17 protein-coding genes are annotated in these 20940 nt (G+C 73.5%); 7 read left to right on the forward strand and 10 right to left on the reverse strand.

Annotated elements, in window-relative coordinates; all coding sequences use genetic code 11:
- The first annotated feature begins 60 nt into the window (after window positions 1–60).
- Window positions 61–1170 (forward strand): TrmB family transcriptional regulator sugar-binding domain-containing protein, encoded by a 1110-nt coding sequence (locus K933_RS06995; RefSeq protein WP_023393999.1) that lies wholly within the window; start codon window positions 61–63, stop codon window positions 1168–1170.
- Window positions 1171–1275: 105 nt separating this feature from the next.
- Here the strand turns inward: K933_RS06995 and K933_RS07000 are convergent, their stop codons facing one another.
- Window positions 1276–2997 (reverse strand): NosD domain-containing protein, encoded by a 1722-nt coding sequence (locus tag K933_RS07000; RefSeq protein WP_049947683.1) that lies wholly within the window; start codon window positions 2995–2997, stop codon window positions 1276–1278.
- A gap of 300 nt (window positions 2998–3297) precedes the next feature.
- Entirely contained in the window at window positions 3298–3543 is a 246-nt protein-coding gene (locus K933_RS18315) for a hypothetical protein (RefSeq protein WP_023394001.1), read from the reverse strand.
- Window positions 3544–3630: 87 nt separating this feature from the next.
- Between K933_RS18315 and K933_RS07010 the strand changes: the two genes are divergently transcribed.
- Both K933_RS07010 and K933_RS07015 read left to right on the forward strand, forming a co-directional pair.
- A complete protein-coding gene (locus K933_RS07010) occupies window positions 3631–5481 on the forward strand; it encodes a phospholipase D-like domain-containing protein (RefSeq protein ID WP_023394002.1) in 1851 nt (616 codons plus the stop codon).
- 82 nt (window positions 5482–5563) lie between these two features.
- Entirely contained in the window at window positions 5564–6442 is an 879-nt protein-coding gene (locus tag K933_RS07015) for an alpha/beta fold hydrolase (RefSeq protein ID WP_023394003.1), read from the forward strand.
- A gap of 42 nt (window positions 6443–6484) precedes the next feature.
- On the opposite strand, the gene K933_RS07020 is transcribed toward K933_RS07015, so the two are convergent.
- Window positions 6485–8398 (reverse strand): DHH family phosphoesterase, encoded by a 1914-nt coding sequence (locus tag K933_RS07020; protein ID WP_023394004.1) that lies wholly within the window; start codon window positions 8396–8398, stop codon window positions 6485–6487.
- Window positions 8399–8685: 287 nt separating this feature from the next.
- Between K933_RS07020 and K933_RS07025 the strand changes: the two genes are divergently transcribed.
- The 3 genes from K933_RS07025 (at window position 8686) to K933_RS07035 (ending at window position 10806) form a co-directional block, all read left to right on the forward strand.
- Window positions 8686–9171, forward strand: a complete 486-nt coding sequence (locus K933_RS07025) for a Mov34/MPN/PAD-1 family protein (RefSeq protein ID WP_023394005.1) — start codon at window positions 8686–8688, stop codon at window positions 9169–9171.
- The gene (locus K933_RS07030) at window positions 9168–9668 is read left to right on the forward strand and encodes an adenylyltransferase/cytidyltransferase family protein (RefSeq protein WP_023394006.1); all 501 of its coding nucleotides are present in this window, start codon (window positions 9168–9170) and stop codon (window positions 9666–9668) included. The genes K933_RS07025 and K933_RS07030 overlap by 4 nt, the downstream gene beginning before the upstream one ends.
- Window positions 9669–9780: 112 nt before the next feature.
- A complete protein-coding gene (locus K933_RS07035) occupies window positions 9781–10806 on the forward strand; it encodes a Gfo/Idh/MocA family protein (protein ID WP_023394007.1) in 1026 nt (341 codons plus the stop codon).
- A gap of 48 nt (window positions 10807–10854) precedes the next feature.
- Here K933_RS07035 and K933_RS07040 read toward each other — a convergent pair whose 3' ends face one another.
- Window positions 10855–11256, reverse strand: a complete 402-nt coding sequence (locus tag K933_RS07040; protein ID WP_023394008.1) for a DUF7528 family protein — start codon at window positions 11254–11256, stop codon at window positions 10855–10857.
- A gap of 370 nt (window positions 11257–11626) precedes the next feature.
- Here K933_RS07040 and K933_RS07045 point away from each other — a divergent pair, with 370 nt between their 5' ends.
- Window positions 11627–12337, forward strand: coding sequence for a DUF7117 family protein (locus K933_RS07045; protein WP_023394009.1), 711 nt, complete (start codon window positions 11627–11629; stop codon window positions 12335–12337).
- A 92-nt stretch (window positions 12338–12429) separates the two neighbouring features.
- On the opposite strand, the gene K933_RS07050 is transcribed toward K933_RS07045, so the two are convergent.
- From K933_RS07050 to K933_RS07075, 6 genes are all read right to left on the reverse strand, one after another.
- On the reverse strand, window positions 12430–12714 hold the full coding sequence (locus K933_RS07050) for a GYD domain-containing protein (RefSeq protein WP_023394010.1): 285 nt from the start codon (window positions 12712–12714) through the stop codon (window positions 12430–12432).
- A 161-nt stretch (window positions 12715–12875) separates the two neighbouring features.
- A complete protein-coding gene (folD, locus tag K933_RS07055; protein ID WP_023394011.1) occupies window positions 12876–13763 on the reverse strand; it encodes a bifunctional methylenetetrahydrofolate dehydrogenase/methenyltetrahydrofolate cyclohydrolase FolD in 888 nt (295 codons plus the stop codon).
- Between the two features lie 186 nt (window positions 13764–13949).
- Window positions 13950–16751 (reverse strand): beta strand repeat-containing protein, encoded by a 2802-nt coding sequence (locus tag K933_RS07060; protein WP_023394012.1) that lies wholly within the window; start codon window positions 16749–16751, stop codon window positions 13950–13952.
- The gene (locus tag K933_RS07065; protein ID WP_023394013.1) at window positions 16748–19042 is read right to left on the reverse strand and encodes a choice-of-anchor D domain-containing protein; all 2295 of its coding nucleotides are present in this window, start codon (window positions 19040–19042) and stop codon (window positions 16748–16750) included. Before K933_RS07065 ends, K933_RS07060 begins: the two co-directional genes overlap by 4 nt.
- Window positions 19039–19485 carry a hypothetical protein gene (locus K933_RS07070; RefSeq protein WP_049947684.1) on the reverse strand — a complete coding sequence of 149 codons (447 nt, stop codon included), beginning with the start codon at window positions 19483–19485 and terminating at the stop codon, window positions 19039–19041. Before K933_RS07070 ends, K933_RS07065 begins: the two co-directional genes overlap by 4 nt.
- A gap of 105 nt (window positions 19486–19590) precedes the next feature.
- Window positions 19591–20841 (reverse strand): serine hydroxymethyltransferase, encoded by a 1251-nt coding sequence (locus K933_RS07075; protein WP_023394015.1) that lies wholly within the window; start codon window positions 20839–20841, stop codon window positions 19591–19593.
- Window positions 20842–20940: the final 99 nt, after the last annotated feature.

Here is a 20940-nt window from a genome sequence, read left to right on the forward strand (position 1 = left end):
AGGGTGGGCACGCGAGAGTATCCGGACGAGTGATACGACCCGCCCGCGTAGGTCGGGCGGATGAGCGACGACCGGCGGCTGGTTGCGCAACTGGAACGGTTCGGACTCACCGAGAAGGAAGCGGCCGTCTACCTCGCGCTCGTCGACCGGGGTGAGGCGAAACCCCCCGTCGTCGCGTCCGACGCGGACGTCTCGGTCAGCTACGTCTACCAGGTGTGCGAGCGGCTCGAGACCGAGGGCCTGGTCACGGTGAACGACCACCGGACGCCGACGACGATGCGCGCGCGGCCGCCCTCGGAGACGCTCCGTGCGCGCATCGACCGGATGCACGACGCGCTCGAGGCGGTGGAGCGGCGGTACGACCGGCCGACCGACGACATGGAGTCGCTGGAGGTGCTTCGCGCGCGGGCGGCGATGTACGAGCGCCTGCGGGGGCACGTCGAGAGCGCCGACGACGAACTGTTCGTCTCGGTCCCCCTCGCGGCGGTCCGCGAACTCGCCGACGCCCTGCGCGACGCCGTCGACCGCGGGGTGTTGGTGTTGCTCGCCGTCGGCGCCGAGGCGGGCGAGGTGCGCTCGGCCGACGTCGACGGCGTCGCGACCGCCGTCCGGCGGCGGGTGGGCGGGACGACCGTCTACGTCTCGGCGGACATGACCCGGGGGGTCGTCGCGCCCGCGTCGGTGCTCGGGTGGGACCACGGCGAGAGCGAGGGGGTCAGCTACGGCAACCTCACGGTCGCGGTGGCCGTCGAGAGCGCCTTCCTCGGGACGACGTGGCCGATGGCCGAGGAGGTGCTGCTCCGCCGACCGTCACCGCTCCCGCGGACGTACCGGACGATCCGCCCGGCGACGTACGACGCGACGCTCCACCGTCGCGCGGGGCGGACCGTTCGGGCGGAGGTCGAAGCGCGCCCCGCGCGAACCCGGGTCGACCTGGACACGTGGGACCCCGACGGGGCCACCCGGCGGTCGCTCGTCGGGACCGTCGTCGGGACGCGGCAGTGTCTCGTCGACCCGCCGACCGGCGAGTTCGCCCTGGAGAACGAGTTGTCGCTCGCGACCGGCGACGGGACGGTTCGCGTCGGCGGGCGCGGGGCGTTCAGGGAGGACTACGAGGCCGTCCGAGTCACCCTCCGCGGGGACGACGGCGGGACCGAGACCGGGGCGTGAGCCGCGCCGGCGCGGGGACGCCCGAACGGTTCGGGGGCGACGCCGCGGAACGGTTCGGGGCCGACGCCGCGGAACGGTTCGGCACTGACGCCGCGGGCGCCCGCGCTACCCGGGCAGGTCGACCGTGATGGTGTGCTCGCCGGGGCCGTACGTGCGGGTCGTCGCGTTCAGCAGTTCCTGCTGGTCGGCGGTGTCCGCGGAGAAGCCGTCGCCGGGCAGCGAGTAGGTCACGAGCGACAGCGTGACGCTCTCGCCGTCGGCGACGGTGAAGCTGACCGACGCGGCGCCGTCAGACTCGACGACGTGACCGTAGTCGACGGCGTCGCGGATCTCGGCGCTCGGCCACGCGGTGTCTCTCTCCGTGATCCCCTCGTCGGTGTCGCCGAACGCGAACCGGAGCAGGCGGTCCTCGCCGGCGTAGAGGCGGTCGGCGCTCAGGTTCTCGATCGGGTCGCCGGCGACGAAGTCGACCTGGTAGTCGGTGACGTTCGCCCCGCCCCCGTCGACGGGGGCGGCGGTGTCGTTCGCGGGGCCGGCGAGCGGGTGGACGTCGGTGTCGTTCTCGGTCAGTTCGTACGCCGAGTCGCAGAGACCGTCGCCGTCCGCGTCCGCACACGTCTGGCTGAACCCGGTTCCGTCGGCGGTCGCGTAGTAGTTGCCCGCGACGGCGTCGCCGCCGACCACGTTCTCGCCCGGCCGCGGCGTGACGTTCCACGCGTTCCCCGCGTTCGACGCCCGCGCGTCGGACGGCTCGCCGACCAGCGGGCCGAACAGGACCGGCCGGTCGAAGATGCCGAGGCTGGCGTCGAAGCGGTTGTCGTACACCAGACTCCCGCGGACGCCGGCTTCCAACTGGAGGGGCGACCGGAACTCGTTGGTCTCGACGGTGGCGTTCGTGACGTTCGTCAGCCGCGCGCCGACGAGCAGGTCGGACGCGAACCGGTTGCCCGCGAGGACCGTCCCGTCGGCCCCGTCGGCCGCGAGACCGACGACGAGGTCGCCGCTGAGCGCGTTCCCGTCGAGGACGGTGTCGGTGGTGTTCGCGAGCGTGACCGCCCGCCCGTCGACCGACCCGCCGTACAGCGTCGCGTTCGACAGCCGAGTGTCGGCCGCGTCGGTCACCGCGACGCCCGCGCCGTCGAAGACGCTGGCGTACGACCCGCCGCGGACGCGGGTGCCCTCGCCCGTGACCGACAGCGCCGGCCGCCCGGCGCTGGTGACGTTCCGGAGCGCGTTGCCGTCGCCGACGACGACGACGCCGGCGTACTCCGCGCCGACGGCCGAACTGTCGACGACGCGGTTGCGGTCGCCGACGAGGGTCAAGCGCGTGCCCGTCACGTTCCGCACCGCGGCGTCGTCGCCGACGACGGCGACGCCGCCGCCGGGCCGCGAGGGGTTGGTCAGCGTCACGTCGAACGCCGCGACGGTCCCGTTCGTGACGCCGTCGTACCGCAGGGTCGGCCGCGGCGTCGCCACGTCGACCGCGAGACCGGTGACGGTCACGTTGTCGAGCGTCCCGGCGCCGTCCGCGAGCACGACCGGGTCGCCCCACGCGTCGTCCGTCGCGTCGACGGTGTGGCCGTCGCCGCGGACGGTCACGTCGCTCGACCGGACGTCGATGCAGACGGACGCACCCGCCGTCAGGTTCCGCTGGAGTTCGTACACGCCGGGTTCGGTGATGGTCGGACAGTTCGTCACGTCGGTCGACTGGGAGGGCTCCGGGGGCGCGCCGGCGCCGACGCCGGCGACGAGCGAGACGGCGAGGAGCAACGTCAGGGTCGTCGCCGCCACGCGCTTGCCCCGGGCGGTCGTCGCGAGAGCGAACACGGGTCGGGTCACCGACTCGCGGGCAGGTAAATCGCGCCGGTCGTTCCACGGGGTAGGCACCGGCTGTCGACACCGCGCTCGCGGGCGCCGATCGGCACGTCCGGTCAGGAGCTTCTTACCACGACGAAAGATGATAAAATAGATCGATGATGGGCCATGTACCGAAGGGGCGGCCCGTACCGAGACGCATTCGATATCCGCCGTCCGCGGAACCCTCGACGGGAGTCGGTCGGTCGGCGGGAGCGGTACGGGCGGGTTACCGCTCGCGCCGGCGGGTAGACGGCGGCTACCCCGCCGGCGTCACAGCGCCACGAACTCGCCGAGGAACAGCAGCGCGAACCCGACGGAGACCAGCAGGCTACCGACCCGGCCGAGCGTCGTGTGCTCCGTCACCGTCGCCGGGGCGATGTCGAGGTCGTAGCTATCGAACTCCTCCTGGTAGCTGACGTACGAGGGAAGCTGGAAGAACTCGACGAACACCAGCGCGCCCCCGACGGCGCCGAGGGCGGCGCCGACGAGGCGGAGTCCCTGCGCGAGCGTGACCATACCGGGCGCGCGCGTCGCCGGAAGAAAAACGCACCGAACGGACGGCGGCCGCGAACGTTCATGTGCGATGGGGCGACCACCAGTCGCGTGCGCCCGCTCCCCGCCCTCGTCCGCGTCGCTGTCGCGTGCAGTGTCGTCCTCGCGGCTCTCCCGGTCCTCCCGGCCGCCGCGTCGGGTCCCGCCGCGTCGACGCCGGGGCCGTCGGGTCCGTCTCCGAACGTCGCGAACGCGACGGCGCCCGCGAGCGACCCCGACTCCCCGGGAGGGAACGGCACGACCCCCGCGAACGGCACGAACAGCACGGACCGCGCGAACGGCACGGACAGGGGCACGACCGGGTCGGCCGGACCGCCGACCGCCGCCCGAATCGCGGGGGCGTACCCCAACCCGGTCGCGGCCGACGACGCCGGCGAGTACGTCGCGCTCGCGCTCCCCGCGGGAAACCGGACGTGGACGCTGTCGGACGGCGAGGGTGCCGCGACGGTCCGGGGCGGCGGCCGGGTCGTCCTCGCGGCGTCGCCCGCGGCGGTCCCGAACGGCACCGCCGGTCGGGTCGTCGCGGCGGACCTGAGGCTGTCGAACGCGGGCGAACGGCTCGCGCTCCACCGCGGCGGGACCGCCGACGGGACGCCCGCCGGCCCGCTGGTCGACGCGGCCCGCTACGACGACGCGCCCGAGGGGGAGCGCTGGCTCCGACCCGCCGAAAACGGGAGCGGTTCGGCCGTCTGGCGACCCCTCGGGTACACCCCACGGTCGGCCGTCGGAGTGGGCGGCGCGAACGCGACGGCGTTCGTCCTGCCGGACGCGCCCGAACCCGCCGTCGAGACGCTCCGGCGGGCGGACCGCAGGCTGCTGCTCGCGGCGTACACGTTCGGCTCCGAGCGGGCGGCCGACGCGCTCGTCGCGGCGGAAGAACGGGGCGTCGACGCTCGGTTGTTGGTCGAGGGCGGTCCCGTCGGCGGCGTCTCCACCCGGTCGGCGCGGATACTCGACCGACTCGTCGCCGCCGGCGTCGAGGTCCGCGTCGTCGCCGGCTCACGCGCCCGCTTCCGCTACCACCACGCCAAGTACGCCGTCGTCGACGACACCGCGCTCGTGTTGACCGAAAACTGGAAGCCCGCGGGCGTCGGCGGCGCGAGCAGCCGCGGGTGGGGCGTGGCGCTCCGCTCGGACCGCGCGGCGGACGAACTCGCGGGGGTGTTCGCGGGCGACGCCGGCTGGCGCGACGCCCGCCCGTGGGGGGAGTTCCGCGACGGCCGGACGTTCGAGTCGGGCGGGGCGACGAACGGCTCGTACCCCGCGCGGGTCGACCCGGCGGAGGTCCGCGTCGAGAACGCCACGCTCCTGACCGCGCCGGGGAACGCCCAGTCCGGGGTCGTGGGCGTCATCGACGCCGCCGACGAACGGGTCGACGTGGTCCAGCCGACGGTCGAGCGGGGACCGTTCGTCGCGGCGTGCCGCCGGGCCGCCGAACGCGGCGTCCGCGTCCGGATCCTGCTGTCGGGCGCGTGGTACGCCCGCGAGGAGAACGAGGCGCTGGTCGCGTCGCTGAACGGCTGGGCCGACCGGACCGGCGCGCCGCTGTCCGCGCGGGTCGCCGACCCCGCGGGCCGGTACGGGAAGATCCACGCCAAGGGCGTCGTCGCCGACGACCGCGCGGTGGTCGGCTCGCTCAACTGGAACCCGACGAGCGCGGGCGAGAACCGCGAGGTGGCCGTCGTCCTCCGCGGGGAGTCGGTCGCCGACTACTACGCCGACGTGTTCGACGCCGACTGGCGGGGCGGCCGCGGCGGTGTAGGGGGACTCGGCGTCGGAACCGTCCCGCCCGCGCTCGGCGTCGCGGCCGTCGCGGCGGCGGCGCTGGTCGTCCTGTACGCGAGCCGGCGGGTGCGGTTCGTCGGGGTCGAGGGGCGAGCGGACGACGGACGGCGCGAGTGACCCGCTCGCGGGGGAGGCCGGCGCGCGACCCCTCCGGGGCGGGACAGCGTTCTTGCCGTTCGGGTCTGAAGCACTCCCGAGCATGTCGGCGTACCGTTCGGCGGCCGGACGACGCGAACTCGAACACCTCTACGACGACGCCGTCGACCGACTCGGGGTCGACGTCGCGGAGCGACGCGTCGACACCCGCCACGGGTCGACGCACGTCCTCCTGGCCGGGGCGGCCGACGCCCCGCCGGTGGTTCTGTTTCACGGCGGCAACGTCACGAACCCGCTGACGCTCGCGTGGTACGCCGGACTCGCGGACGACTACCGACTGGTCGCGCCCGACACGCCCGGCCACCCCGGCAAGAGCGCCCCGACCCGACTCGACCCGCGCGGCGACGGCTACGGCGAGTGGGTCGCGGACCTGCTCGACGCGTTCGGCGTCGACGCCGCGCCGGTGGTCGGCACGTCGTACGGCGCCGGTGTCGCGCTCCGGACGGCCGCGGTCGCCCCCGAGCGAGTCGCGCGCGCGGCGCTGGTGGTCCCCGCGGGGTTCGGCACCGGGCCGCTCCTCCCGCTGGTCGGCGTCGGCCTCCCGGCGGTGTGCTACCGGCTGACCGCGCACGACTGGTTCCTCGACCGGACGCTCGCGGCGCTCGCCACCGACCCCGACCCGCTGGTCCGCGCCACCGTCGGCGCGTCGCTGCGGCACGCGCGACCCGACCGCACCGTCCCGGGCGCCGACGCCGCGGACCTCCGCGGGTTCGACGCGCCGGTCGCGCTGTTCGTCGCGACGGACGACCCGTTCTTCCCGGCCGACGCGGTGGTGCCGCGGGCGCGCGCCCGCCTCCGGACGCTCGACCGGGTCGAACTGCTCGACGGGGAGCGACACCTCCTCTCGCCCGCCGCACAGCGCCGGGTCGTCGCGTCGCTCCGGACGTTCCTCCCCGATACGGACGCGGAGACGGAAGGGTGAGCCGAGCGGGCGTCCGGCGGAGACGGCCCCCCGCAGTCGGACTCAGTCGTCGATGCTCGCGGTGCTCGACAGTTCCTCGTCGATGTCCGCCTCACCCATCTTCTCGACCAGCGCGTCGATCACGTCCTCGCGGCGACCCTTCACGAACTTGATCGAGCCGACGACGAGGTGACCGCCGCCGGAGACGCCGCCGCCGACCACCTCCTCGTTGAGTTCCGACACCATCCGCGGGATGTCGAGTCGGACGCCGTCCGACCGGAGCACCGCGAAGTCGGGACCGTAGCCGATGGTGATCACGGGACCGCCGTGTTCGTTCACCTTCCGGTCGTGGAGCTGTCCGGTGGTCTTGCCCGGCGCGGGGTAGGTGAACCGGTGGGCGAAGTTCTCCAAGTCGACCCGGTAGAGGTGGGCGTCCGACTCCAGCCGTTCGTGTTCGACGTGGGGTTCGACCGCGTCCATCTGGCGTTCGACGTCGCGGGCCGCGTGGTCGGCGAGGAACTCCACGAGTTCGCCGTGTCGCGCGGCGCCCTCGTCGTCGGTGCCCACGTCGAGCACGTCGTTGACCAGGGTCTTGCCCTCGCTGTAGCGGAGCCAGTGGGCGGCGTAGTCGAGCGCCTCGCCGATGTCCTCGATGGCGGCGCGGTCGTAGCCCGCCTCGTCGGCGAGCGCGAGGTACTCCTCCATGACCTCGGCCTTCGAGCGGTCGGACAGCCCCGCGACCGCGGGGACGTGCCGGAGGTCGTCCGTGATGTCGGGGTCGATCATCCGCGCGAGTTCGACGCACATCATCCCCGTGGTGATGCGGTAGTCCTCGCCGTGGAGGTAGGGGTTGACGTGCGCCTCCAGGAGGTCCTCGACCGCCTCGGGGTCGGGGTGGTGGTGGTCGACCACCGCGACCGGCATGTCGTAGTGGGTGAGGTTCCGGTAGGCGGGCACGTCCTCCTCGGTCGACCCGTTGTCGAGCATCAGGAGGAACGGCAGCTTCTGGCCGTGTCGCGCGCGGCCCTCGAGCGCGAAGTTGAGGTCGCGCGTCACGTCCTCCATCTCGTAGAAGGGCGCCTTGCTCGGCAGCCGTTTGAGGTGGTGGCGGGGCGCGTCGGGGTCCTCGTGGACCGACCGGATGAAGTTCTCCAGCGCGAGTTGGACCGGGATGGCGGCGCACATGCCGTCGCCGTCGGCGTGGTGGCGGATGCGGAGCGGCCGCCCCTCCAGTACCGTCCGGCGGAGCAGGCGCGCGACCTCCTCTAAGTCCTCGCGGAGCGACTCGAACGCCTCCCACTCGACCAGCGGCTCGACCGGCTCCGGCTCCGCGCGTTCGGCGACCGCGGCGTCGAGTCGCTCGCGCGCGTCGGCGGCCGCGTCGCCGTCGAGCGGCGTCAGCGAGTCGGCCTCCAACTGGAGCGCGCCCTCGTGCTCCTCGACGTCACCCGCGACCCGGACCACGTCGCCGAGTTCCACCTCGGGGTACGCGCGCACGCCCGCCTCCTCGAACGCGGCGGCGGCGACGATACCCGAGTCGTCGGCGACGTGGAAGATGGTCGGCCCGCCCGTCTGTTTGATCTGGACCACCTCGCCCTCGACGGTCGCCGCGATGCCGACGTCGAGGTCGGCGACCGGCGTGATGTCGGGTTCGTGTTCCACCGCGACCGTCTCGTAGTCGTCGAGGTCCGCGAGCGCGAACGAGAGGTCGCCGTTCTCCTTCGCCTCCTCGAGTTCGACGATCAGTTTGTCGCCGACCCCGAACGACTGCCCGTCCATGTTCGACTCGTGGAGCAGTCCCGAAACCCCCTCGGCGATGTCGACGAAGACGCCGTAGTCGACGACGCCGTTGACGCTGGCGTGGTAGCGCGAGCCGGCCTCGACGTCGGAGAGCGTACAGTCTGGCGCGAGGTCGTAGACGACGGGGCGCCCCCCGTCCCGGTCGTCGCCGGAATCCCCGGCGGATGCGTCTGTCATGTCCGTTGGTACGCCGACGCCCGGTGTTAAGGTTTGTACTTCGTCGCCGTCGTCACACCGCCGTCGCTCGCCGCGCCGTCGCAGTACCCCGCTCGTCGTGCGCCGGCGCGCGCCGTACCGGGCGGCCGCGCGCCGCGCCAGGGAGTCACGCGCCGCGCCGGACAGTCGCGCGCCGGCCCGCCCCGGAGCGCCGTCGCGGCGGTTCCGGCCGCCCCGAACCGTCGCCCCGCGGGCGGTCACCCCACCCCATCGACACGCTTAGAAGGCGACCGGACCGAAGGTGGTGTATGCGACTGTTCCGGTCGGGCGGGGTGCTCGGCATCGCCGACGACACCCTCGAGTTCGCGCTGGAGGCGTCCGACGAGACGCACCCCAACGAGTACATGGGGTTCCTCCGCGGGACCGACGCGCGCGACCTGGGTCTCGACCGCGACGGCACCGTCATCACGGACGTGCTCGTCATCCCGGGCACCACCTCCTCGCCCGAGAGCGCGACCGTCCGCGAGAACCTGATCCCCAACGGCTCGCGCGCCGTCGGGTCGATCCACTCCCACCCGAACGGCGTGCTCCGGCCGTCGAACCAGGACCTCACGACGTTCCACGCCGGCTCCGTCCACGTCATCGTCGGCGCGCCCTACGAGCGCGACTGCTGGCGGGCGTTCGACCCCGACGGCGAACCCACGGAACTGGACGTGCTCGACGTCGACTTGCCCGACGACGACGCGTTCTTCGACTTCGACCAGTCGGACATCGACGCGGAGCTGCGCGAATGAGCGGCGACGCGGGCGACGGAGTCCGGGGCGACCGGACGGAGGGCGACGACCACCCCGACCCCGAACGGAACCGGGTCGCGCTCGCACAGGGGACGTTCGACCTGCTCCACCCGGGGCACGTCCACTACCTCCGAGAGGCGGCCGACCACGGCGACGAACTCCACGTCATCGTCGCCCGCGGCGGCAACGTCACCCACAAGGAGGCGCCGGTCTGTCCCGACCGCCAGCGGCGGGACATGGTCGACGCGCTCGGCGTCGTCGACGAGGCCCACCTCGGCCACGCCGAGGACTTCTACGTCCCCGTCCGCGCCATCGACCCCGACGTGGTCGTCCTCGGCTTCGACCAACACCACGAGGTCGACGCCATCCGGTCGGCGCTCGACGAGCGGGGACTCGACGCCGACGTGGTGCGCGCCTCGGGCCGGGAGCCCCGCTACGAGGGGGAGATACTCTCGACCAACCGCCTCATCGAGCGACTGCTCGACGAGCGCGGCTGAGTCGTCACCCGACGCGGCCGACGCCCAGACCGGCGAACGGCCGGGGGAGAACCCGGCAACATCTGTCGCGAGAGGCCGATGGGTGTAATTATCGGGCGGTGGACCGGGGAGTATGGACGAGACCGCAGAGCGCGACGATCCGCTCCGGTTCGGGATCGGCGGCACGGGGAACTGGGGGCTGGAGGACGGTCGGAACGTGATGGCGGAGGGGCGCGCGACGGTGGTCGCCGCCGCGGACGTGAGCGACGACGCCCGCGCGAACGCCGTCGCGGAGTTCGACATCGACGAGTCGTCGGCGTACGAGTCGTACGAGACGATGCTCGAATCGGAGGCGCTCGACGCGGTCGTCATCACGACGCCGCACGTCTTCCACTACGAGCAGATCGTGGCGGCGCTCGACCGCGACCTGCACGTGTTCTGCGAGAAGCCGCTCGTCATCGACGTCGACGACGCCAAGGACGTGGTCCGGCGGGCGGAGTCGGGCGACCGGGTGGTGATGCCGGGGTTCCAGCGGCACGTCATGCCCGCGTACGTCGCCGCCCGCGACCACTGGCAGCGCGTCGACGAGACGCCCACCTCGGTCACGTCGACGATCACCCAGCCGTGGGCCGGCCAGTTCGAGGACGCGTGGCGCGCCGACCCCGACCTCAGCGGCGGCGGCTACCTCTACGACACCGGCACCCACCTCCTCGACGCGCTGATGTGGGTGACCGACCTGACGCCCGCGTCGGTCAGCGCGGAGATGGAGTTCGTCGACGACGACGAGCGGGTCGACGCGAGCGCGTCGCTGCTCGTGACCTTCGAGGAGGGCGCCACCGCGAGCGTCACCGCCGACGGGCGCGGCGGCGTGGTCGACGAACACCACCACGTCTGGAGCGGCGACACCGGCACCCACATCAGCGGCCGCGGGTGGACCAACCGCGACCTGCGGGTCATCGACGCCGAGAGCGACCGCATCCCCAACGTCGACGCGATGGAGCGGCGCACCAAGGTGGGCGCGTTCGTCGACGCCATCACCGAGGGGACGGAGCCGCCGGCGACCGTCCGCGACGGCCTGAAGGTGACCGCGGTGACGGAGGCCGCCTACGAGGCCGCCCGCACCGGCGAGCGGGTGCCGGTCGATCTGACCGTCGACTGAGACGGCCGACGGGCGCCCGAGTCGCGACGGTTCACGCGCCGGAGCGGCTCACGCCCCGTCGTCCGTGTCGACCGCGGCCGCCCGCTTCCGGACGGTCAGCGGCTGGCGCGCGACCAACTCGCAGTCGAACCCGGGGTGTTCGGCGAGGTGGCGCAACACGACGTGCCGCCGGCCGCCGGTCAGCCCGGGCGCGCCGACGTCCTCGGCGGTGAACGTCCGCGGGAGTCGGTCGTAGAGTCGTTCGAGCGCGCCGAACCGCTCGAACACCTTCGTGTGGCCCGCCGACTCCGCGGCGCGCCGCTCGACCGCGTAGCTGCCGTCCGCGCGGTGTTCGCCCGCGGTGTAGAGGAACTCCCGTCGGCCGGCGACCGCCGCCGAGAGTCGGTCGCGGAGCGCCCGCGCGGCCGCCCGAGAGAGCGCGTGCTCCTCGCCGTCGAGCGTCAGTACCACGCCGTCGCCGTCCGGTCGCGCGGCGGTCGACGGTCCGGCGTCGGTCGGGTCGCCCGCGTCGCGCGACTCGGCCGTCCTGTCGGGGTCGCCCGAGCCGTCCGCGTCGTCGGCTCCGCGGGACCTGTCGTCGGGGGCGCTATCGCGCGCTGTGTCGCGGGAGAATTTCTCGACCAGCCGCCGTCGGGCGACTTCCCCTATCCTCGTCGTCGGCGTCGACGTGTCCCGACATCGCCGCTTCGTTCCGCGGCTGTGGGCATAAACGCGGCGGTGGGGCAGGTCGGCTGTCGGACGCCCGGTCGCTGTGGCCGCGGGCGCCCGAAACCGGCCGGGTCTCCGGACGCTTTTCCCCTCCCGCGCCGAACGGGACCGCATGGAGGTACGCGGGGAACGCGAGTGTCGCGACTGCGGGACGCGGTGGTCGTACTTCGAGACGGGGAGCGTCGCGTGTCCCGACTGCGACAGCCTGCGGAGCGTCGGCACCGGCGAGCGGAAGCGACACACCGACGCGCCGGCGGAACTCGAACTCGGCCCGGTGCTCGCCCGCCTCGGCGACGACCCGCTCGCGGACCTGACCGACGACGTCAAGGAGGCCTGCCGGGCGTACCTCCGCAAGCGGGGGTTCGTCCGCGGCGGCGACCTGAAACCGCTCGACGACGCCTACCTCGCCGCCGAGGAGTTGGCGCAGGCGGCGGACGTGTTCGCGCGGCTCCGCGACCCGACCGACGACGAGCGGTGGTACCTCACCGCCCTGCTCCGGGCGGCCGACACGGGCGAGCGTCCGGCCGCGAGCGACGTGCCGCCGCGGATGCACCCCGCGCGGGGGCTGGCCGCGGCGGACGCGACGCTCGCGTACCGGCGGGACGCGACGGCGTACCTCGACGACCACCCCGACCCCGACGCGCGGGCGGCGCTCGGTCCCCTGCGCGACCGGGCGAAGCGGGTCCGCGCGCTCGAAGGCGACGTCGACCCGACTGAGGCGGACGACCTGGTGACCGCGGCCCGCCGGGTCGGCCGCTACCTGATCGAGGGCGACGCCGACGCCCTCGCGGCGGCCCGCGAGTCGCTGTCGTCGGCCGAGTGAGCCGGGCGGCCGGCGGTGCCGACGCCGCGCGGTCGACCGAACGACCCGGCTGGCCCGTCGTCCGCTCCCCGCTCCGTCGTCCGCTCCGCCCGCTACACGTCGTCGACGAGTTCGCCCATCCGCTCGACGGGGAACGCCTGCATCGTCTCGGTGTCGAGCCCGTGCTGTTCGATCACCTGCGACACCTGGAACGCCGCGTGTTCGTCCTCCACTTCGAAGACGACGAGGAAGTCGTACTTGCCGAGGACGGTGTACGTGTCGTGCAACTCCCCCCCGAGACGCTCGATACCCTCCCGGATCTCCCCCCAACGGGCCGCGAGCCCCTGCGTGTTCTGCGTCTCGCCCTCGACGTCGACCTCACACACGTACGTCGGCATATCCTCCCGGTTCGCTCCGACGAATCAAAAGCCTGCGGGCGGACGAGTCTCCGGCCGGTTTCACCACGGAACCGGGTCGACAGTCTCCCACGACGCCGGATCGGCCGGTCGACGGCGGGCGGCGGTCCCCGCGTGGCCGATCGCGGCCGCCTACCGCCCGCTCACGGCAACTCGACGTCGACGCCGCTCTCCGCCGAGGCCGCCTTCACCGTGTTGTACAGCAGCATCGCGCGCGTCATCGGCCCGACGCCGCCGGGGACGGGGGTGATCGCGGCCGCCTTCTCGGCCACCTCGTCGTAGGCGACGTCGCCGACGAGTTCCGAGTCGCCGTCGCGTTCGACCCGGTTGATCCCCACGTCGACGACGACGCACCCCTCGCTCACCATGTCGCCGGTGATGAACTCCGGCCGGCCCGCCGCGGCGACCACGATGTCCGCCCGGCGCGTGTGCGCCGCCAGGTCCTCGGTGCGGGAGTGACAGACCGTGGTGGTGGCGTTCCCGCCCGCCGACTTCGAGAACAGCATGTTCGCCATCGGCTTGCCGACGATGTCCGACCGGCCGACGACGACGGCCTCCTTCCCCTCCGTCTCGACGTCGACGGATTCGAGCAGTCGCTGGATGCCGTGGGGGGTGCAGGGCTTGAACCGCGGGTCGCCCGCGACGAGGCGGCCGACGTTCGCGGGGTGGAACGCGTCGACGTCCTTCTCGGGGGCGATGGTCCGGAGGACGCGCCGCTCGTCCACCTGGTCGACGAACGGCTTCTGGACCAGAACCCCGTGAACGTCGTCGTCGTCGTTCAGCCGCTCGACGGTGTCGTACAACTCCTCGGCGGGGGCGTCGTTGTCCACGTCGACGTGGATGCCCTCGATGCCGACCTCCTCGCAGTCGCGCTGTTTCATCGAGACGTACGTCTCCGAGGCGGGGTCGTCGCTCATCAACACCGTCGCCAGCCCCGGCTTCACGCCCGTGTCGGTCAGCGTCTCCACGCAGTCGCTCACGCCCGCGCGTATCTCCTCGGCGACCGCGTTCCCGTCGATGACCTCCGTCATACCCTACCCGGCGAGTGGGAGCGGTAAGTATCCTCGGATCTGCGTATCGGAACGACATTCTCGGCGGATGTGTACACGAACGTGTCGTGTCCAGCGGCCGGCGGCGTCGACCGTCGTCGAACGGACTGGCCCTCCGGACGCCGCTGGGGCGTCGGGCGCCCCCGGTCGCGGCGCGGTCGCGGGCCGTCAGCGCCGCCGGGCGAGCAGCAGCGCGCCCGCGAGCGTCAGCAGCGCGACCAGCGCCGCGGACGCGCCGAAGCCGGGCGTGGTGGTCTCGGTGGCGCCGCCGCCCACCGCGGCGGTCTCGGTCCCGCCGAGCGCGGGCGCCTCCTCGGCCGTCGCCGTTTCGGTTCCGCCGTCGGTCGGGTTCGGCGTCCCGGTCGTCGCGTTCGCGCCGTCGCCGTCCACGCCGGGCGCGACCCCGACGGCGAACGCGGTGAACCCGTCGGTCTGTACCTCGTAGCGGTCGCCGCCGACGTTCGTCGTCTCCAGCGGCGTCCACGAGCCGTCGACCAACCGGTAGACGACCACGTCGCCGGGCGACGCGCCCGCCGGAAGTTCCGACACGCTGAGCGAGACGGTGGCGCCGTCGAGCCGACGGGCGTTCAGCCCCACGCCCTCCGCCCGGAAGTACGCCACCGGCGTCGCGTCCGCGAGCGCGGGCACGCTCTCGGGCGATGCGGTCGGCGCGCCGACCTCGATCCGGAAGTCGGCGGTGTCGAACCGGAACGCGAGCCGGAGCGACTCGACGGTGACGCCGGCGCCCGAGACGTCGACGTCGGCCTCGACGGGTTCGTCGGTGACCGCCTCGTCGACGGTGACCGTCGCGCCCGACGAGAGGTCGACCACCTCGTAGCTGGTTGCGGGACCGTCCCCGCCGCCCCCGCCGCCTCCGCCGCCGCTACTCCCACCGTCGCTACTTCCGCCGTCATCACCGCTGTCGCCGCCGTCGTCGGTCCCGTCGCCGCTACCGTCTCCGCCATCACCGCTGTCGCCGCCCTCGCTCTCGTTCCCGTCGACCGGCTGGGCCACCGTGGCGCTCAGCCGGAGTTCCGTCGGCGAGGGGGTGGCGTCGTGGCTGACCCGTACGGTCGCCCCCCGTTCGCCGGTCGCCTCGGGGGCGAACTCGACGGCGAGCGTCCGCTCGGCGCCCGGCGCGAGGTCGAACGACGCGTTCGACACCGCGTAGCCGGGCGCGGCGTCGGCGAGCGTGACGCCGGAGACGCGCACCGCGGCGTCGCCGGTGTTGCGGACCGTCACGTCGTACGTCACGTTCGACCCGAGCGTCACGTTCGCGCGGGCGGTCTCGGCGGCCGACAGCGAGACGTTCCCGGCGACCGCCCGGCCCGAGAGTTCGACGGTCGCGGGCGACCCCGCGCCGTCGTGGTCGAGCGTCAGCGTCCCCGCCGAACCGTTCGACCGCGCGGCGGGGGTCCACTCGACGGTGACCGCGCGCGCCTCGCCCGGCGCGAGGCTGCCGGTCGGGTCGCCGACCACCGCGAACGCCTCCGAGGCGGTGACGGCCGTCAGCGAGAGCGGCCCGGTGCCGACGTTCTCGACGGTCACGTTCCGCGCGGCCGTCTCGCCGACCGACACCGTACCGAACGCCAGACTCGCGGGCGCGCTCAACTCCGCCGTGCCCGCGCCCGTGCCGGATAGCTGGACGGTCGTCGGCGACCCGTCGCCGCCGTGTTCCACCGTCAGCGTCGCCTCGTGCTCCCCCGCACCGGTGGGCGCGAACTCGACGGTCACGGTTCCGGTCCCGCCGGCCGCGACGGTGTCGGGCTCGTCCGTCACCGTGAACGCCGACGCGTTCGGCCCGGTTACCGTCGTGTTCGTGACCGACAGCGGGACGTTCCCGTCGTTGGCCACCGTCACCGCCTCGCTCGCGGTCCCGCCGACCGACACCTCGCCGAACGAGAGACTCTCCTGGACGTCGATTGCGGCCGTCCCGGCGCCGGTGCCGGCGAGCGCGACCGAGGCGGGCGACCCGCTGGCGTTGTGCGCGACCGACAGCGTGGCCTGACGGGCGCCCGCCCCGGCGGGTGCGAACTCGACGGTTACGCTCCCGTTCGCGCCGGCCGCGACGGTGTCGGGCGCGTCCGTCACCGTGAACGCGCCGGCGTCCGCGCCGGTCACCTCCGCGCTCTCGAGCGACAGCGGCGCGCTCCCGCCGTTCGTCACCTCGACCGTTCCGGTCGCCGTCTCGCCGACCGACACTTCGCCGAACGAGAGGCTGCCCTGCACGTCGACCGTCGGCGTGCCGACGCCCGTCCCCGAGAGGCCGACCGTCGCGGGCGACCCGCCGGCGTCGTGGTCGACCGACAGCGTCGACTCCTGTGCGCCCGCGCCCGTGGGCGTGAACCGCACGGTGACCGTCGCGCTCCCGTTGGGGGCGACGGTCGCGGGCGCGTCCGCGACGGAGAACGCCCCCGACGCGGTCGCGCTTTCGAGCGACAGCGTCGCGGTGCCGGGGTTCTCGACGGTCACCTCGGCGGTCGCCGTCTCGCCGACCGCCACCTCGCCGAACGAGACGGGACCGCCGACCCGTATCTCGGGCGTGCCGACGCCCGTCCCGGATAGCTGGACGGTCGCGGGTGACTCGCTCGCGTCGTGGTCGACCGACAGTACGGCCTGTTCGGACCCGACGCTCGTCGGCGCGAACTCGACGGTGACCGTCTCGGTGGCGTTGGCCGCGACGGTGTCGGGCGCGTTCGTGACGGTGAACGCCGATACGTTCGGATCGACCACTTCCGCCCCGACGACCGACAGCGGGGCGTTCCCGCCGTTGGTCAGTTCCACCTCGGCCGTCGCCGTCTCGCCGACAGCCACCTCGCCGAACGAGGCGTCGCCGGCGACCTGGAGTTCGGCGGTCCCGGTGCCAGCGCCGGTGAGCGCGACCGTCGCGGGCGATCCGCCCGCGTCGTGGTCGACCGACAGTACGGCTTGTTTGGACCCGACGCTCGTCGGCGCGAACTCGACGGTCACGGTCCCGTTCGCGCCGGGGCGACGGTGTCGGGCGCGTTCGTGACGGTGAACGCTTCCGCGTCAGCACCGGCCACTCCGACTTCGGCGACCGATAGCGGCGCGGTACCGGTGTTCTCGACGCTCACGTTCCGCGTCGCGGTCTCGCCGACGGACACGTTCCCGAACGCGCGGGTCGCGGGCACCCGAACCGAGGCGGTGCCGACGCCGGTACCGGAGAGGCCGACGGTCAGCGGCGACCCGCTGGCGTTGTGCGCGACCGACAGCGTGGCCCGCTGGGAGCCGACGCTCGTCGGCGCGAACTCGACGGTCACGGTCCCGTTCCCGCCGGGCGCGACGGTCGCGGGCGCGTTCGTGACGGTGAACGCCGACGCGTTCGGTCCGGCTATCTCCGTGTCCGTGACCGACAGCGGCGCGTTTCCGTCGTTTTCGACGGTCACGTTCAGGGTCGTCGACCCGCCGACGGTCACGCTCCCGGCGCTCGCGTTCGCTGGCGCGCCCGCCTCGGGTCGGGCGTCGACGGCGCCGGAGCCGGTGTCGCCGCCGCCGACGCTGGCGACGGCCGCGCCGGCGTCGACCAGTCCGGCGCCCGCGTTACTGTTCGGCTCGCTCCCGCCGACGGGCGACGCCGTCTCGGTGAGCGTCGTCTCCACCTCCGCGGGCGAGAGGTCGGGGTCGACCCCGAGGAGGAGCGCCGCCGCGCCGGCGGTGTGGGGGGCGGCCGCGGACGTGCCGTAGAAGCTCGACCCCCCGTACGCGCCCGTCGAGACGTTGTCCGGGCCGACCAGGTCGGGCTTCCGCCGACCGTCGACGGTCGGCCCGCGCGAGGAGAACGGCTCCAGTTCGCCCGTCGCGGCGTCGACGGCGCCGACCGTCGTCGCGGCCGGGGCGACCCCCGGTTCGGTGACGCTCCGCGCCGACGTCGAGGGGGTGAGTCGCTGGGCGTCGCCCGCGAACGCGGTGAAGTAACTGGAGTTATCGGCGTCTTGGCTCCGCACCGCGACGTAGTATCTGCCGTACGCGCCCGACATCTCGAACCGTTCGAGCGGCTCCTGCGACCCGGTCTGGGCCGTGTCGACCACCTCGTACGCCATGCCGCCGTCGGGGTCGCCGTCGTCGAAGTCGGACTCGTACTGGTAGAGGTACAGCGCGTAGTCCTGGTCGCTGTCGGGCCAGTCGTCCCACTGGAGCGCGAACAGCATCGACGACCCCGGCGACACCGTCTCCACCGTCATCAGTTCGTCGTCGCCCGCGAAGTTGAGCCAGCCGTCGCCGTCGGGGTCGCTCCACTGGCCGTCCCAGTGGTTGCCGCCGCCGGCGTTGCCCGCCGCCACGAAGTACGGCGTCCCGGCGTCGACGCTCCGTTGGATCTCCGTCGACAGCGGCGCCGTCCCGTCGAGGGGACCGACGTCCTTCCAGCCGAGCGACATCGACACCGCGTCGACGTCCGTCTCCTCGCGGAGCCACTCGACGGCCGCCTGCGCCTGGAGGTACGTCCCGACCCGGACCGCGACGACGTTCGCGCCGGGCGCCGCGTCCGACACCAGCGCGGCCGTCGCGGTGCCGTGCGCGCCGACGGTTCCGTTTCCGATGCCGCCTTCGTGGTAGTTCCGGTGGGCGACGACGCCGTCGAGTTCCGGATTCGAGAGGTTGAACCCGCCCACGTCGACCACCGCGACGGTCACGTTCTCGCCGGTGACCCCGCGGTCGTGGAGCGCGGTCGCGTTGATACTGCCGACCCCCTCGCTCACCACGGTCGGCTCGGGCCTGCGGGGTTTCCTGACGTACGAGACGTCGGACCGCTCGGCGAGCGCCCCGAGCGCGGCCCGCGGGAGCGTCGCCTGGACCGCGTCGCCGTGGACCAACTCGACCGTGCCGTCGAGCGCGCGCACGGCCGCCGCGACCGACTCGGCCGCGCCGGGGTCGGTCAACACGACGACCGTCACCGGGGCCGGGTCGTCGACCGACGCCGCCGCGACCGAGCGGTCGGCCGTCGCGCCCCGGTCGCCCCTGAGCGCCGCCGAGAGCTTCCGCGCCGCGTCGTCGGTCCCCGACCCGTCGGCGGTCGCGGTCCTCGTCGCGTCCGCGTCCGCCTCCGTGCTGTTCGTCGCGTTCGTCGCGTTCGTCGTCCCGTCGGCGACCGACGGCGCGGTCACAGCGCCGGCCGTCGCGCCGCGGTCGGTCGGACCGGCGGGCGCGCCGAGGCGTCCGGCGGGGTCGATTGCCCCGGCCGCGGGGGCGGCGACCATGAGGAGCGCGAAGACGACGGCGGCCGCGCGCGTACGCCGACTCACGCGTTCGGCTCCCGGGGGGTTCGCACGTACGTCACGTTCTCGTCGGCCGCCAGCGCCCGGACCTCGTCGACCGGGACGGACGCCTCGACCGTGTCGCCGGCCGCGAGCGTCGCCGCCGCGCCGTACCCGGTCGGGAGCGTCCGTCCCTCCCGGAGCGTCACGACGACGGTCACGCGCCCGTCGTCGTAGGCGATGCCGTGGGCATCGGCGAACGCCGCCGGGTCGGCGGCGTTCGCCAGGTCGACCAGCCGCGACTCCACGGCGTCACCGCCGTCGGCGGCGGGCGTCGCCGTGGGTGGGGTGGCGTCGGCCGTCGCGGCGGTCGAGCGCTCGGCCGCCGGGCCGGACGATTGGACGCAACCGGCCGCGAGGCCGGTCGTCACTAGGAGGAGACAGGCGGCCACGGTGCGTGACCGCTGGAGGAACGCGGGGGTACTGGCCATTGATTATATTCGCTGGACTGTTAAAGAATAAGAAAGTTGTTTCTACTCGCATACCACCTCCCTACCCCGGACGCCGTAGGCGGCGTCTACGGGTGGTAGGCGGTATCACTCCTCGTAGAGGGGGTGGGCGTCCGTGAGTTCGTCGACGCGGCCGCGCACGTCGTCGAGCACCGACTCGTCGTCGGGCGCGTCGACGACGCGGGCGATCAGGTCGCCCACCTCGCGGAGGTCGTCCTCGTCGAAGCCGCGGGTGGTGAGCGCGGGCGTACCCGCGCGGATGCCCGAGGGGTCGAACGCCGAGCGGGTCTCGTCGGGCACCGTGTTCGCGTTGAGCACGATCCCCGCCTCGGCGAGCGCGTCCTCGGCCTCGCCGCCGCTGGTGTCGGGGTGCGACTCCCGGAGGTCCGCGAGCACGAGGTGGTTGTCGGTGCCGCCCGAGACCAGCGACAGGCCGCTGTCGACGAGCGACTCGCCGAGCGCTTCGGCGTTGTCGACGGTCCGTTCGGCGTACTCCTCGAAGGCGGGTTCGAGCGCCTCCGCGAAGCCGACCGCCTTCCCGGCGATGTTGTGGAGCAGGGGACCGCCCTGCATCCCCGGGATGACCGCCGAGTCGACGTCGTCGGCGTACTCCTCGCGGCACATGATGATCCCGCCGCGGCCCGCGCGGATCGTCTTGTGCGTGCTACCCGTGACGAAGTCGGCGTGCCCGACGGGCGACGAGTGGACGCCCGCCGCGACCAGCCCGGTGATGTGGGCGATGTCGGCGATGTGGTAGGCGTCCACCTCGTCGGCGATCTCGCCCATGCGCTCCCAGTCGACGTCGCGCGTGTACGCGGAGTAGCCCGAGATCAGCGCGTCGGGGTCGACCTCGCGCGCCTGCGCTTCGACCGCGTCGTAGTCGAGACGGCCGGTGTCGGGGTCGACCTTGTACTGTTCGACGTCGTACACCTGCCCGGCGAAGTTGGCGGGGTGGCCGTGGCTGAGGTGGCCGCCGTTGGTGAGGTCGAGCGAGAGGATCGTATCGCCCGGGTCGAGGACGGCGAGGTAGACGCCCATGTTGGCCTGCGACCCCGAGTGGGGCTGGACGTTGACGTGTTCGGCCCCCCACAGCTCCTTCGCGCGGTCGATCGCCAGCCGTTCGATCTCGTCGACGTGCTCACAGCCCGCGTAGTAGCGCGCGCCGGGGTAGCCCTCGGCGTACTTGTTGGTGAGGACGCTGCCCTGCGCCTCCATCACGGCTTTCGAGACGTGGTTCTCGGAGGCGATCATCGCGAGCGTGGTCTCCTGTCGGTCGGCCTCGGCTTCGAGCGCGTCCGCGACGGCGGGGTCGGTCCCGCGGACGTGGGGATACTCCATGTCGGCGCTTCCGTCAGCGGCTACAAAAACCCACTCTCTCCGGCGCGAGCCGTCGACGGCGATACGCATATACCACGGTGGCTCGGTATCTCCACCGAA

It is taken from the genome of Candidatus Halobonum tyrrellensis G22, assembly GCF_000495475.1.
Taxonomy (GTDB): Archaea; Halobacteriota; Halobacteria; order Halobacteriales; family Haloferacaceae; genus Halobonum; species Halobonum tyrrellense.

Excerpts from the sequence above, each read along its gene's own strand:
- K933_RS06995 (WP_023393999.1), top strand. The coding sequence starts at position 61 with ATGAGCGACGACCGGCGGCTGGTTGCGCAACTGGAACGGTTCGGACTC.
- K933_RS18315 (WP_023394001.1), bottom strand. The coding sequence starts at position 3,543 with ATGGTCACGCTCGCGCAGGGACTCCGCCTCGTCGGCGCCGCCCTCGGC.
- K933_RS07015 (WP_023394003.1), top strand. The coding sequence starts at position 5,564 with ATGTCGGCGTACCGTTCGGCGGCCGGACGACGCGAACTCGAACACCTC.
- K933_RS07020 (WP_023394004.1), bottom strand. The coding sequence starts at position 8,398 with ATGACAGACGCATCCGCCGGGGATTCCGGCGACGACCGGGACGGGGGG.
- K933_RS07025 (WP_023394005.1), top strand. The coding sequence starts at position 8,686 with ATGCGACTGTTCCGGTCGGGCGGGGTGCTCGGCATCGCCGACGACACC.
- K933_RS07030 (WP_023394006.1), top strand. The coding sequence starts at position 9,168 with ATGAGCGGCGACGCGGGCGACGGAGTCCGGGGCGACCGGACGGAGGGC.
- K933_RS07035 (WP_023394007.1), top strand. The coding sequence starts at position 9,781 with ATGGACGAGACCGCAGAGCGCGACGATCCGCTCCGGTTCGGGATCGGC.
- K933_RS07045 (WP_023394009.1), top strand. The coding sequence starts at position 11,627 with ATGGAGGTACGCGGGGAACGCGAGTGTCGCGACTGCGGGACGCGGTGG.
- K933_RS07050 (WP_023394010.1), bottom strand. The coding sequence starts at position 12,714 with ATGCCGACGTACGTGTGTGAGGTCGACGTCGAGGGCGAGACGCAGAAC.
- folD (WP_023394011.1), bottom strand. The coding sequence starts at position 13,763 with ATGACGGAGGTCATCGACGGGAACGCGGTCGCCGAGGAGATACGCGCG.
- K933_RS07070 (WP_049947684.1), bottom strand. The coding sequence starts at position 19,485 with ATGGCCAGTACCCCCGCGTTCCTCCAGCGGTCACGCACCGTGGCCGCC.
- K933_RS07075 (WP_023394015.1), bottom strand. The coding sequence starts at position 20,841 with ATGGAGTATCCCCACGTCCGCGGGACCGACCCCGCCGTCGCGGACGCG.